This window comes from Campylobacter sp. JH23 (assembly GCF_017846595.1).
GTDB classification, from domain to species: Bacteria; Campylobacterota; Campylobacteria; order Campylobacterales; family Campylobacteraceae; genus Campylobacter_D; species Campylobacter_D coli.
Map to the genome: position 1 here is coordinate 101270 of NZ_JAEQBP010000002.1, position 12788 is coordinate 114057.

The window sequence follows — 12788 nt, forward strand, 5'->3', positions numbered from 1 at the left end:
TTTACACCACCCATACCAAAATAAGCAAAATCACAAATCCTGCCACCAAAAATCTAAGCATTAAATTAAGACTATTACTCATAATTATTTTTTGCGAAATCAGATTACAATAATAAGCAATTTTGTCCACTATAGCATCAAAAATATAAGTGTCACAATGTTTTAAAACTGCACACAAGCTTTCGTATTTTGAAACTATAAATTCATGATAAAACTTAGGGATAAAATAATCATTGCTCAAAAGTTTATGGATTGTATTTTGCTCTATGCTATCTTTAAACCAAGAAGCCTTATAGGCTATAATGGCTAAAACTACACCCAAAACAGCCGCTACGCTCGCACAAATCATTACAAGTTTATTTTGAGCATCGATAAAAATGAGTTGAGTGCTAAGATATTCGAAAAAACTATGCTCAAACAAGCCTGCGATAATAGCTAAAACCACCAAAGGACTCATAGCCAAAAGGGCTATTTTACTTGCTTCATGTGGATGTTTATCGTGTCTAGAAGGAGTAAAAAATACCAACATTAAAAGTCTAAAACTATAAAAAGCGGTTAAAAAGGCTGAAATTAAAAGAATTAAGAAAATTCCATGATAATGAGCGATAAAAGAATAACCCAAAATCAAATCTTTTGAGAAAAAGCCTGCTAAAGGATAAATTCCTGCCAAAGCCAAAGAACCTATAGTCATAAAAATAGCAGTGATTTTTAAAGATTTAAAAAGCCCACCCATTTTTTTAATATCTAATTGATCATCCATTGCATGCATAACATTTCCAGCGCCTAAGAAAAGTAAAGATTTAAAAAAAGCATGGGTTACTAAGTGAAATAAAGCTATACCATAAGCTCCAAGTCCTGCAGCCACAAACATATATCCAAGCTGCGATAAAGTAGAATAAGCGATAATGCGTTTTAAATCCCTAGCCACCAAAGCCATGGAAGCTGCAAAAATAGCCACAAATGCTCCTAATAAAGCGATAAAATAAGAAACCTCAGGCACTAAAGAGTAAATTTCTCCTGCACGAATAACCAAATAAACCCCCGCAGTTACCATGGTAGCAGCATGGATTAAGGCTGAAACAGGCGTAGGTCCTGCCATTGCATCTGCAAGCCATGTATGAAGAGGAAATTGCGCGGATTTTCCCATAGCTCCGATAAATAAACAACTTGCAATCAAAACCAAAGCATTATGATCTAAATTTTGTGCTATGGCAAATACTTCATTGTATTTTAAAGTGCCTGCTTGGATATAAAGCCAAAAAATTCCCAAAAGCATACCCAAATCCGCAATACGATTCATAATAAAAGCTTCATTAGCTGCAAAAGAATAGGTATTGTTTTTATACCAAAAACCGATCAAAAGCCAAGAGCAAAGCCCTACCCCTTCCCAGCCTACAAAAAGTCCTAAAAAATTATCACTCATCACTAAAAAAAGCATTGAAAATACAAAAAGCCCTAAATAAGCAAAAAATTTATTAAAATCTTTATCATGAGCCATATAAAAAATACTATAAAAATGCACACAAGTTGCTACAACACCCACAACACTCATCATAGTAAGAGAAATAGCGTCTATGTTAAATCCAAAGCTTAAACCTATAAACCACTCAAATAAACTTACATTAAAAGCTTGATTGTTAAAAAGTAGATACAAAGAACAAAATGCACTTATGCCAATCAATAAAGAACATACATAAGCGACAAAAATTTTTCTTTCACTTAAAGCAAAACAACTTGCAAATAAAAAAGCTACAAAAGGGCTAAAAAGAGAAATCAAAGCTAAATTTTGCATTATCAAACCTCCTCTTTTAGGCTCTTTAATTCTAAAGTGCCTTTTCTTCTATACCAAAGTACGCAAAATGCTACACCCACAGCCACTTCGCAAGCAGCCACACCCATCACAAAAAGAGCAAAAACTTGTCCATTTAAATCCTGATGCATCTTAGAAGCTGCAACAAGAGCTAAATTTGCTGCATTGAGTAAAATTTCACTTGAAATAAAAAGCATAATGAGATTTTGTCTTTTTAAAATACCGATTAATCCTACAATAAACATTGCAATAGCTATAAAAAAATACTTTTCTACCATTATCTTTCCTTTGTAAGCTCTTTATGTGTAAGCACGATCGCACAAATTAAAGCGATTAAAAGCAAAATAGCTATAAATTCAAAAGCTAAAAGATATTTTGAAAAAATAGCAAAAGCAAGTTGCTTATTATAATCGAATAAATTTGGATCACTTAAAGCTAAATCACCCGCGATATTTTGGTGCTTAAAGCCTAAAAGCATAAACAAAAGCAAAACAGCACTTAAAATCACTAAAAGAAAAAAACTCTTCTTAGCTCTTAATTTTTCTTTAAATTCTTTGGAGCTATCAAAAAACATCATAGCAAAGCTATAAAGCCCAAGCACAGCCCCGCTATAAACTATGATTTGTATCACTCCTAAAAACTCTGCATCAAGTAAAAAATAAAAACCCGATAAAAAAACCATTCCACCGGCTAAAGCAGAAAGAGAATAAAGCATATTTTTACTCAAAACCGCTACTAAGAAAAAACCTAAAACCACTACACTAAAAAATGTAAAAGCTAAAATTTCTATCATTTAACTTCTCCTTGTGGAGCTAAATTTGGCAATGTGCATTCTTCATCAGTGCATAAATTTTTTTCTCTTTCTTGTAAAACTTCATAATAATTTGGAGTTTTTTTCACAAGTAAATCCGCATCCTTTCTAAGGCTACCCGCACCCTCAAATTCAACTTGATTTTTAAGCTTATCAATAGGAGTTAAAAAATCTTGTTTATAGCCAAAATAAGATCTTTGTTCGGCTGCATTTTCATACTCTGTGCCATGAACTATAGCAAGTTCAGGACAAACTTCAGCACAAAAACCACAATAAATACAACGCCCCAAATTAATACTATAATTTCCCACCTTTTTACGAGCATTTTCATCTAAAGAAGTTTCCATCCTGATACAATTACTGATGCAAATCTTCTCACAAAGCCCACATCCTATACATCTTTCATTTTCACTTTCTATAAAACGCATAAGACGGTGTACAGCGCGGTAGCGATTGTCAAGCTTTACCTTTTCAAAGGGATATTTTATGGTTGCGCTATTGTTTCTTTTTAGCATTTCACGCATAACCACCCACAATCCCACAAAAAGCTCTAATTTCACACTTCTTTTTAAAGCTTGTAAAATCTTCTGCCAAGTGCTAGTAGGAGTCTTTCTTTTTTCATCAATTAAATAATAATTTTTCATCACAAACTCCTATATAAGTACTGCAAAGGCAGTGATTAAAAGATTTAAAACCGCCAAAGGAATTAAAATTAAATAACACATTCTCATCACTTGATCAGGACGAAGTTGTGGAAAAGCTGCTCTAGCCCAAAAATACCAAAAGAAGATAAAACTTGATTTTACTATCATCATAATCCAGCCAGGTATAAAATAAAAGTCATTAAAACCGCCTAAAAATAAAAGCGTAATCAAAATCGCTCCTGCTATCATAGAAGCATATTCTCCTATGAAAAACATACCCCATCTCAAACCCGAATACTCCGTACCATAACCCGCAACGATGTCGGCTTCATTTTCAGTTAAACAAAGTGGAGTTCTATTGGTTTCGATAAATAAAGCAATCACAAAAAGTGCAAAAGCTAAAGGCTGTTTAAAAATAAGCCATGAAAAAAATCCATCGCTTTGATAATTGTTAATATCTATCAAAGAAAAAGATCCTACAAGCATCACAATAGCTATTAAAGCAAGGGCTCCTACACTCTCATAAGAAATGATAGCTACAAGCCCTCTTGCAGCACCTATGATTGACCATTTATTGTTACTTGCAAGGCCACCTAAAAATATAGCATAAAAACAAAGCCCCGAAGTTCCTATAACAAAAAGCAAAGCCACATTAATATCAGCAATCAAAGGCTGTATAGTGCGTCCAAATAATGTAAATTCAGGAAGCATAGGAATAGCCGCTAAAGAAACAAAAGCACAAATAGCTGCAATCAAAGGCGCTATAGCAAAAATCAATTTTTGTGAATTTGAAGGTATGATATCTTCTTTAGTAAAAAGTTTTATCATATCTGCTACAAGCTGAATAAGTCCAAAAGGTCCTACCATATCAGGCCCAATGCGTCTTTGAAAATAAGCCAAAACCTTTCTTTCTGCATAAGTTGCAAGTCCTGCTAAGGTAGCAAAAATTGCAATCACTATAATACACTTAATTAAAGCCTCTAAAGCAAAAAAAGCAAAATCACTCATGACTCGCTCCTAATTTTTCTAAATTTGCCACAATAAATCTTTCATCAAAAAAACTTAGCGTGTCGATTTTTTCGTCAAAATAAGGTAAAAAAGCCCCATTTTTTATGTCTTTATCTATACGCACGCTAAGACTTAATTCCTTATCTTTAATCTTAAGTTTTACAAGATCTTTATCTTGCAAGTTTTTTTCTTTTGCCAAATTCTGACTCACTCCTAAAAAAATCGCTTCATTGGTTGCACTTGCACGATTTGAAAATCTACCAAATTGATAACTAGGATTTGCACTGTAAAGCAAAATTTCATCTTCTTGTAATGTTAAATTTTGCAAATGGGGAGCTATAAATTCATTTTTAGCACTTTTTTTATGGCATTCTAAATTTAAATCATATCCTCTTTTGCATTCTCCACCATTGGTATAAAAATTATCAAGACTATCAAATTCCAAAGGAGAAAAACCTTTATTTATAGGGAGTCTCTTAGTATAATTTATAGTATATTCCTCATCAAAACCTAAAGCATTAGCCAAATCATTTAAAAAATATCCATCAAATTCTAAAGCTGCATTGGTTGGAACTACTTTTTTATCGTAATTTAAAAAAGTACCCTCTTGCTGATTTAAACTCGCACTAGCTAAATTTGCATGCTCTTCATAAGAAAAACTAAAATCACCTTTTTCATTGTAGCCTAAAGTCTTGCCTTCTTGCGTGTTTTTATCCAAATCACAAATCATAGCCACACCTAAGGTATTTGTATGTGTAGGATTTAAAAAGACTTTAAAAGGAGTTGTATTTTGGATCAAAGCTAATAATTTAGCCAATTTTTTAGCATTTTTATGAAAATAAAAATCACTTCCTATAATCAAAGTAAAATTAGCCTTTTTAAGCAATAAATCTTCTAATTTATCCTCATCTATACCCAAATTTTTAGCAAAAACCGAGCGTTTTACTTCTATAGTTTTTTTCACTTTTTTAGGCACGACTTTTTTCACTTCTTTAGAAATTTCATTACCCTCTTCATCTTTTTCTACAACTTGCTCTATAACTTCTTCATTAATACTTTCTTCTATTTCTTTATTCCCATTTACAAAAAATTCAGCTAAATTTGCTTTTATATTTTCATCTTGAGTGAATTTTTGAAGTAAGAAATATAAAATTTGCTCCTCATCTCCGCTTTTGTGAGTATGTGAAATGAAATTTTTAGAATACTTTGCAATGCCTGCATCTTCTATAGGATGAAAATAAAGTCCCGAGCCTTTATTCATCACTAAGGCATTGTTGATTTTATAGCTAAGCGTAGGCGCATCGTATCTTAAAAGCATTCCTGCAACGACTAAAAAATCACTTTTTGTGATATCTTGGGTTGTAGCATTATAAAACTCACCGCCATTACTTATAAATTCTTCCAAAAAGTCTTTAAATTTTAAAGCTTCGTTATTGATAAGATTTAAGCCGAATTTCTTTTTGAAATTTTGCAAAATCAAAGCTTCTTCGTTTGTGATAAAGCTATTGAATTTAATATTTCTAATCTCATTTTTTTCAAAAAGTTCTACAAGCTCTTTAAAAGCTTTTTCATCCTTACTTGCCTCATTTTGCGTATCAAAAGCAAATCTTGCAGCCTTATTTAAACTCGCAAAAGCAAAATCATTACTTACGCGATAAATTTTAGCTTTTTGATTGCTAATACCGCTTTGTTTGACATCATAATACATAAGCTCACAATCACTTGAATGCGGATTTGAAGCAGGAATTCTTTTTAACTCCCAAATATTAGAAGTATATTGGAATTTAGAACCTATCAAAGCCCCTGTTGGACATACACTAGTGCACTCTCCACAAAAAGAACAATCAAGCATATCTCCATTTGCAGGGCCTATCAAACTCTTTTGAAATTTCGTCCAAATCGCATAAGCGTCTTTACCCATACTTTCTTTAAAGCTATTATCTACACTATCACCTCCGCGAGGCACTGTTTTTAAAGCACTTTCGCCGATTTTATCCTTACAAACTGTGATACAACGCTCACACACTATACAAAGTGCAGGATCGTAATTAATCATTCCCCAATGTTTATGCGGTTTATGTGTGTCTTTAATCCAATGTCTTTGGATATTTACACGGCTTTTATGAGTGAAATTTTGCAATTCACACTCGCCTGATTTATCGCAAACTCCGCATTCTAAAGGATGGTTGATACAATAAGCTTGCATGATCTCATTTCTTTCATCCCAAAGATTTTGTAAATCACTTTCTACAACCATACCCTCTTTTGCTTTAGTATTGCAAGAATACACTTTTTTACCATCAGCCTCTACCATACACATACGACAAGCCAAAGTCGGGCTACAGCCTGAAAGATAGCAAATTGCTGGGATAAAAATATCATTTCTTCTTGCTATATTTAAAATATATTCGCCTTCTTCAAAGGCGCAATCTATGCCATTTATTTTAATTGTCATTTTGCTTCCTTTATGCGAATTGGAGTAAAATCAAAACCTTGTTGATCATAATTTAAAAAGGCTATAGTGCCTTGCAAATTTTCATCCAAACAAAGTGTGGTTTTAAGACTAAAATCCTTAGCCAAAACTTCGACTTCACTTTTATCTTTGCATTTTGCAATTTGTAAAAACTGCTTAGAACAATGCAAATTATCATCCTTTAAATTTGCTCTAAAAAGCACCAAACCATCATAGCTATCGAGCTCTTTTAAAGTACTCAATTTTGCATTTTTAAAATCACATTCTTTTTCATTACTGTCTAAAATTTTAAGTTTGTATTTTTGGCTTAGAAAATTTAGAAAATATTTAATATTTTCACTATCTTTGTAAGAATTAATATTTTCATCTACAATTAAGTATTTTGCATTTTCTAAAAAATCTAAAATTTCACTCGCCTCTTCTTCACCAAGACAAGATTCTGCACTCAAATATCCCTCATCTAAGTCTTGAAAATTATCCATTTCGCTCATCTTACAAAGCAAAGCTAAAACATAACTCAAACTTGCAATTTCACATTTATAAAATTTCGCATTTAAATTCTTATCTTCAAGGCAAGAAATATAAATATTTTCACCTTGAATTTTTTCACATAAAATTTTATTTTTAAGACTTAGCATATCCACAAAACAAAGCGCTCTTTCATAACTCATACGCTTTCCTTTTTAATCACTATAGTCCAATCCACTTGATTAAATTTCAAGGAATTTAAAAGCTCACAGCCTTGTTCTTTTACAAAAGAAAAACTTTTTTCAACAGGAGAAAAATCGCCGATTTCAAAAAGCACCACTAAAACCTCACCTTGTTTTGCTTCTTTTATGATTTGTGCTAAATCTTCAAAAAGCTCTTTGCTTTTTCTTAAATCTACTCTTCTCATCGATCTATCTCACCTAAAACTATATTTACATTTCCCATAATGGCCACAACATCAGCCAAATAAGTCCCCACAAGCATTTCTTCAAAAAATGCACAATGCCAATAACTAGGCGTTCTAGCCTTTAAACGATAAGGCCTTCCCGTACCATCGCTATGGATAAAAAATCCAAGCTCACCTTTTGGACTTTCAGTAGGCACATAAACTTCGCCTTTAGGGGGTTTTAAACCTTGAGTGATTAAAACAAAATGCTGCATTAAAGAATAATTCTGCGTTAAAATTTGTTCCTTTGAAGCACTTACATACTCAGGATGGTTGGCTAAAATTTCAGGTGGAGTATCTTTGTAAAGCGCGGCACATTGTCTAAGTATTTTAAGACTTTCGCGAAATTCTTGCATATAAACTTTATATCTAGCATAAGAATCTCCTTGCGTTGCATAAGGCACGCCAAAGTCTATTTCATTATAAAGCAAATAAGGCTCTTCCTTGCGTATATCATATCTTACGCCACTTCCTCTTAACATCACCCCTGTACAGCCCCAATTCATTGCTTGTTCTTTGCTTACAACACCTACATTTTCAGTTCTTAGGCGCCAAATTCTATTATCATCTAATAAAGCTTCATAATCAGCGATATCTTTAGGAAATTTATCGCAAAATGCCAAAAGCTCATTTAAAAAACCTTCAGGCAAATCAAGCATAACTCCACCTATTCTCATAGAAGAATGTGTAAGTCTTGCTCCACAATATTTTTCTATCAAATCCAAAACATACTCGCGTTCTCTAAAGCAATACAAAAATACACTCATCGCCCCAATATCAAGTGCGTGAGTTGCAAGCCAAAGCAAATGCGATGCGATGCGATTAAGCTCTAAAAGTATCATTCTTATCACTGCTGCACGGCGTGGAATTTCTAAGCCGCAAAGCTTTTCAACAGCTGCACAATAAGCATAATTATTAGCCGACGCAGCGATATAATCCATCCTATCAGTTGTCGGGATAAACTCTTGATATATCATATTTTCAGCCATTTTTTCCATACCACGATGCATATAGCCTATGGTAGGGCGCGCTTTTACAACCTGCTCTCCATCAAGTTCTAAAATAAGGCGTAAATTTCCATGTGCTGAAGGGTGCTGTGGCCCTAAATTAATAATCATTTTTGAGTCTTCTTGCTCAAAAGCTATATTTTCATAATAAGGTTTTAACTTGCTAGGAATTTGCATTTTAACGCCTTTTCTCTAAAATTTTTGCTTCGTCGCGTTTGACTTTTTTTACAAAAGCAACGCCTCCATCTTCTTGATACTCTTGTTTAAAAGATACCTCTTTTCTAGATCCACCTTTTGGTACTTCATGATACAATCTTGCAAAATTGAGTGTATCTTTATCATCTGCAAAACCTGGATCTCTTTGCTCAACTCCTACGACTTCGCGATATTCTTTACCAAAAATTTTATCGATCTCATACCACTGCGCAAATTCATCTCCTTGCAAAGGATAGGTTTTTAAAAGAGGATGTCCATACCAATCATCAGGCATTAAAATACGCTTTAAATTAGGATGATTTATGATAAAAATTCCAAACATATCATAAATTTCTCTTTCGCTCCAATTTGCGCCCTTAAAAACATGTGCTACGCTTTGCAAGCGTTCTTTTACACCCACAAAAGTTCTAACACGCACTCTTAATCTTTTTTCTAAATTTAAAAGCTGGTAAAATACTTCAAAACCATTTTTATCAGCTACAAAATCAATAGCACTTGCTTCTGTAAAATTTAAATATCCTAAGGTATGAAGCATTTGCAGGGTTTTAACATTGTCTTCTTTTTTGATTTCTATCACCCAAAAATCAAGTTCTATAAAAGAATTTATAATATCAACTTCTGTTTTTAAAACCTCATAATCTTGCTTAAATGCACTCTCATTGACATCCAATTTTTGAGTATGGGGTGCATGATAAAACCTATCTTTATAATAATTTTGAAGCTGGGCATTTTTTTTATCGCTATATTTTCTCATCACACCAACCTTTTTGGAGCTATTTTGCGACTAGCTTTTTCTTTTCGAATTTTTTTCTGTAAAATCATCAAGGCAAACTGAAAGCTTTCAGGGCGTGGGGCACAGCCTGGTACATAAATATCAACTGGAATGATCCTATCTACACCTTGAACGGTAGAATAAGTATTAAACATACCCCCTGTATTTGCACAACTTCCCATAGAAATCACCCATTTAGGATCGGGCATTTGATCATATAGCCTTCTTGTAAATTCAGCGTGCTTCTTACATAAAGTCCCTGCGATAATCATCACTTCACTATGGCGTGGAGAAGCTCTAAAAATCGTTCCAAATCTATCAAAATCATATCTTGATCCCCCTGCTGCCATCATCTCGATCGCGCAACAGGCGAGTCCGTAGGATAAAGCCCACAAAGAATTACTTCTCCCCCATTGAACAAGCTTATCTACGCTTGTTAAAACCACTGGCAAACCACTGGCATAATTTACTTGATGCTCTGCCATGCAAACGCTCCTTTTTTATAAGCATATAAAAATCCAACTCCTAAAAGTAAAATAAAAACAAATACTTCTAAAAGCCCAAACCATCCTAAATCTTTAAAAATCAAAGCCCAAGGAAATAAAAACACCACTTCTATATCTAAAAGAATAAAAATCAAAGCTACGATGAAGAATTGGGAATTAATCTTATTAGCTTGTTTTACCGGAATTGGACCACATTCATAAATTCCAAGTCCTAGTTTTTTACGATTTTTTGCAGCAAAATTATTGCCAATTTTAGAAGCTAAAAAAACCAATCCAAAAAAAATAACACTAGCTAGCACTAACATTAAAAATATACCGAAATAAGGATGCGAAGCATCAATGTGGGACATTTTTTCTCCTTTTTTTTAAACACTTTGAATCACTTCACAACAAAAAATAAAATTTACACACTTTGTTCTATTTTACTCTAAACTTTCTATATTGAAACTTAATAAGAATAAATATTGTTTAAAGTTTCATTTTTTTACACTTAAAGTTAACAAAAAACCCATCTTGATGAGTGATAAAAATATAAGAAATCAAATTTTCTTGCTGATAATGGTATAAAAATTTTAAGATTTCTTTTGAATTTTTCATATCAAGACTAGAAGTAATTTCATCTAAAATAAGCACTTTTGGCTCTAAGATCAAAGCGCGGATAAGTCCCACGCGAGTGGCTTCTCCTCCACTTAACTCATAGGGTTTTTGCTCTAAAATTTGTTTTTTTAAGTTAAAGCGATCAAAAAATTCTAAAATCTTTTCTTGCTCTTTTTTTATATTGAAATTTTCTAGACCATCTTGGATAAGATTTTTGATTTTTTTATAGGGGTTTAAGGCTGCTTTTTGATCCTGAAAACAATACTGAATTTCTTTTCTTAAAAGTCTTTGTTTTGTTTTATCAAGACTATGAGGATTTAAATTTTTATATATAATTTCTCCAAAACTTGGATTTTCTAAAAAACAAAGTATTCTAGCTAAAGTGCTTTTTCCTGCGCCACTTTGCCCTAAAATCATCAAATTTTCATTCTCTTTTAAAGAAAAATTGATATTTTCAAAAATCAAATGTTTTTCTTTTTTCAAATACCAATGCTTTTTAAACTCATAAAATTTACCTAAATTTTTAACTTCAAGCATGATAAATCCTTAAAAATTCATCCACTCTAAAAAGTTGCGCTTGATTTTTTTCTAAAAAAAGCACCTCATCTGCTAAAGAATTGACTAAATTTAAATCATGTGTGATACAAACTAAGCCTAAAGTATTTTTTAATTTTTTTAATATTTGAATGATTTTTTGCACATTTTCTTTATCTAAAGAAGCTGTAATCTCATCGCAAATTAAAATTTGAGGCTTGCTTAATAAAGCTAGAGCTAAACTCACTCTTCTTGCCATACCCAAACTTAATTCATTTGCATAAGAATGCCACAATAAATCTACATCATCAAAGCCTAATTTTTCAAGCAAATCAAAAGCATATCTTTTACGGTCCTTTTGATTTAATTTTGTATGAGTTTTTAAAATAAGATGAAATAAATTTCCTATATTCAAATACGGATAAAGACTAAGCTCTGCATCTTGTAAAACAAGTCCGACTTTAGAACGAAATGCACGAAGTTCGTTTTGATTTAAATTGAAAACAGAAACTTCATTAAAGCTCCATTCATCTGCGTTGATTTCAAATTTAGGATCAAGCAGTCTGATTAAGGATTTTCCCAAAAGACTTTTTCCAACCCCACTCTCACCCACAATCATCAAACTCTTAGCTATTTTAATATCAAAACTTATATTTTCAAAGATCTTTTTTTGATTTAATTTTAAGCTTAAATTTCTTACCTTCAAGATCTTACTCCACCGATTTTTTGCAAATAATTTCCAAGCCATAAAAGGGGTAAGAATAAAAACATAAGAGCTAAAAGTGGAAACAGTATCATCCACCAAGCGCCTATAAAAATAGCTTTTGAAGATTCGTTTAACAAGGTTCCTAAAGTCGGTATATTAAAACCAAGACCTAAGCCAAAAAAACTCAAAGTCGCTTCAGTAGCTATGGCATGAATGATATTAAATATAAAAAGAACAAATATTAAAGATTTTAAAGCTGGCAATAAATCCTTAAAAAAAGCTCTAAATTTAGTCCTTCCTAACACTATACTTGCTTTATAAAAGTCTAAATTTTCTAGTCTTTTTAACTCGCTTTCTACAATCCTTGCTATAAAAGGCCAATGCACTAAAGCGATTAAAAAAATCATTAAAAATATATTTACACCCACAAAACTTTGAAAAAACATCATCAACAAAAAAGCAGGCAAAGCTAAAAAAAGATCTAAAATTCGCATCCAAAAAGTATAAAAAAAACATCTTGCTAAAAATAAATAAAAAAGAGCAAAAAATATAGACAAAAAAGAACTACAAATTCCTATAAATAAAGAAATTCTCAAAGCAAAAAGCAAACGCGAAAATACATCTCTACCTAAAAAATCAGTCCCTAGATAATAAGTCAAATTAGGAGCTTGGTGCAAATGATTTAAATGACTTTCTAAAACATCAAAAGGAGCCAGTAAAGGCGCAAACAAAGCACTTAAAATCAAAAACATTAAAGGCGTAAGAAAAAG

General features: G+C 32.3%; 15 protein-coding genes. All 15 read right to left on the reverse strand.

Features of this window, described 5'->3' with window-relative positions; all coding sequences use genetic code 11:
- Position 1: 1 nt before the first annotated feature.
- The gene (nuoL, locus tag KAR88_RS02120) at positions 2–1792 is read right to left on the reverse strand and encodes an NADH-quinone oxidoreductase subunit L (protein WP_052783422.1); all 1791 of its coding nucleotides are present in this window, start codon (positions 1790–1792) and stop codon (positions 2–4) included.
- Between the two features lie 2 nt (positions 1793–1794).
- Entirely contained in the window at positions 1795–2088 is a 294-nt protein-coding gene (nuoK, locus tag KAR88_RS02125; protein ID WP_002777902.1) for an NADH-quinone oxidoreductase subunit NuoK, read from the reverse strand.
- A complete protein-coding gene (locus tag KAR88_RS02130) occupies positions 2088–2603 on the reverse strand; it encodes an NADH-quinone oxidoreductase subunit J (RefSeq protein ID WP_002777901.1) in 516 nt (171 codons plus the stop codon). The genes nuoK and KAR88_RS02130 overlap by 1 nt, the downstream gene beginning before the upstream one ends.
- Positions 2600–3265, reverse strand: a complete 666-nt coding sequence (nuoI, locus tag KAR88_RS02135; protein WP_002788155.1) for an NADH-quinone oxidoreductase subunit NuoI — start codon at positions 3263–3265, stop codon at positions 2600–2602. The genes KAR88_RS02130 and nuoI overlap by 4 nt, the downstream gene beginning before the upstream one ends.
- Before the next feature lie 9 nt (positions 3266–3274).
- A complete protein-coding gene (nuoH, locus tag KAR88_RS02140) occupies positions 3275–4273 on the reverse strand; it encodes an NADH-quinone oxidoreductase subunit NuoH (RefSeq protein WP_002777899.1) in 999 nt (332 codons plus the stop codon).
- Complete coding sequence (locus KAR88_RS02145) at positions 4266–6728, reverse strand: NADH-quinone oxidoreductase subunit G (protein WP_002788144.1); 2463 nt, start codon at positions 6726–6728, stop codon at positions 4266–4268. Before KAR88_RS02145 ends, nuoH begins: the two co-directional genes overlap by 8 nt.
- Positions 6725–7417 (reverse strand): hypothetical protein, encoded by a 693-nt coding sequence (locus KAR88_RS02150; RefSeq protein WP_002777897.1) that lies wholly within the window; start codon positions 7415–7417, stop codon positions 6725–6727. Before KAR88_RS02150 ends, KAR88_RS02145 begins: the two co-directional genes overlap by 4 nt.
- Positions 7414–7641, reverse strand: coding sequence for an NADH-ubiquinone oxidoreductase subunit E family protein (locus tag KAR88_RS02155; protein ID WP_002777895.1), 228 nt, complete (start codon positions 7639–7641; stop codon positions 7414–7416). The genes KAR88_RS02150 and KAR88_RS02155 overlap by 4 nt, the downstream gene beginning before the upstream one ends.
- A complete protein-coding gene (nuoD, locus tag KAR88_RS02160) occupies positions 7638–8864 on the reverse strand; it encodes an NADH dehydrogenase (quinone) subunit D (protein WP_002783417.1) in 1227 nt (408 codons plus the stop codon). Before nuoD ends, KAR88_RS02155 begins: the two co-directional genes overlap by 4 nt.
- A gap of 1 nt (position 8865) precedes the next feature.
- Entirely contained in the window at positions 8866–9660 is a 795-nt protein-coding gene (locus tag KAR88_RS02165) for an NADH-quinone oxidoreductase subunit C (protein ID WP_072212047.1), read from the reverse strand.
- Positions 9657–10160 carry an NADH-quinone oxidoreductase subunit B gene (locus KAR88_RS02170; protein WP_002777888.1) on the reverse strand — a complete coding sequence of 168 codons (504 nt, stop codon included), beginning with the start codon at positions 10158–10160 and terminating at the stop codon, positions 9657–9659. The genes KAR88_RS02165 and KAR88_RS02170 overlap by 4 nt, the downstream gene beginning before the upstream one ends.
- Complete coding sequence (locus tag KAR88_RS02175; RefSeq protein ID WP_002777882.1) at positions 10142–10531, reverse strand: NAD(P)H-quinone oxidoreductase subunit 3; 390 nt, start codon at positions 10529–10531, stop codon at positions 10142–10144. Before KAR88_RS02175 ends, KAR88_RS02170 begins: the two co-directional genes overlap by 19 nt.
- A gap of 118 nt (positions 10532–10649) precedes the next feature.
- Positions 10650–11315, reverse strand: a complete 666-nt coding sequence (locus KAR88_RS02180; protein WP_002781479.1) for an ATP-binding cassette domain-containing protein — start codon at positions 11313–11315, stop codon at positions 10650–10652.
- Positions 11308–12018: an ATP-binding cassette domain-containing protein gene (locus KAR88_RS02185; RefSeq protein WP_002781477.1), complete on the reverse strand. Its 711-nt coding sequence runs from the start codon at positions 12016–12018 to the stop codon at positions 11308–11310. The genes KAR88_RS02180 and KAR88_RS02185 overlap by 8 nt, the downstream gene beginning before the upstream one ends.
- Positions 12015–12770: an ABC transporter permease gene (locus KAR88_RS02190; RefSeq protein ID WP_072213563.1), complete on the reverse strand. Its 756-nt coding sequence runs from the start codon at positions 12768–12770 to the stop codon at positions 12015–12017. The genes KAR88_RS02185 and KAR88_RS02190 overlap by 4 nt, the downstream gene beginning before the upstream one ends.
- Positions 12771–12788: the final 18 nt, after the last annotated feature.

What these genes read in the sequence shown, in the direction of transcription:
- nuoL (WP_052783422.1), bottom strand. Translation starts at nt 1,792, where the DNA reads ATGCAAAATTTAGCTTTGATTTCTCTTTTTAGCCCTTTTGTAGCTTTT.
- nuoK (WP_002777902.1), bottom strand. Translation starts at nt 2,088, where the DNA reads ATGGTAGAAAAGTATTTTTTTATAGCTATTGCAATGTTTATTGTAGGA.
- KAR88_RS02130 (WP_002777901.1), bottom strand. Translation starts at nt 2,603, where the DNA reads ATGATAGAAATTTTAGCTTTTACATTTTTTAGTGTAGTGGTTTTAGGT.
- nuoI (WP_002788155.1), bottom strand. Translation starts at nt 3,265, where the DNA reads ATGAAAAATTATTATTTAATTGATGAAAAAAGAAAGACTCCTACTAGC.
- nuoH (WP_002777899.1), bottom strand. Translation starts at nt 4,273, where the DNA reads ATGAGTGATTTTGCTTTTTTTGCTTTAGAGGCTTTAATTAAGTGTATT.
- KAR88_RS02145 (WP_002788144.1), bottom strand. Translation starts at nt 6,728, where the DNA reads ATGACAATTAAAATAAATGGCATAGATTGCGCCTTTGAAGAAGGCGAA.
- KAR88_RS02150 (WP_002777897.1), bottom strand. Translation starts at nt 7,417, where the DNA reads ATGAGTTATGAAAGAGCGCTTTGTTTTGTGGATATGCTAAGTCTTAAA.
- KAR88_RS02155 (WP_002777895.1), bottom strand. Translation starts at nt 7,641, where the DNA reads ATGAGAAGAGTAGATTTAAGAAAAAGCAAAGAGCTTTTTGAAGATTTA.
- nuoD (WP_002783417.1), bottom strand. Translation starts at nt 8,864, where the DNA reads ATGCAAATTCCTAGCAAGTTAAAACCTTATTATGAAAATATAGCTTTT.
- KAR88_RS02170 (WP_002777888.1), bottom strand. Translation starts at nt 10,160, where the DNA reads ATGGCAGAGCATCAAGTAAATTATGCCAGTGGTTTGCCAGTGGTTTTA.
- KAR88_RS02175 (WP_002777882.1), bottom strand. Translation starts at nt 10,531, where the DNA reads ATGTCCCACATTGATGCTTCGCATCCTTATTTCGGTATATTTTTAATG.
- KAR88_RS02180 (WP_002781479.1), bottom strand. Translation starts at nt 11,315, where the DNA reads ATGCTTGAAGTTAAAAATTTAGGTAAATTTTATGAGTTTAAAAAGCAT.
- KAR88_RS02190 (WP_072213563.1), bottom strand. Translation starts at nt 12,770, where the DNA reads ATGTTTTTGATTTTAAGTGCTTTGTTTGCGCCTTTACTGGCTCCTTTT.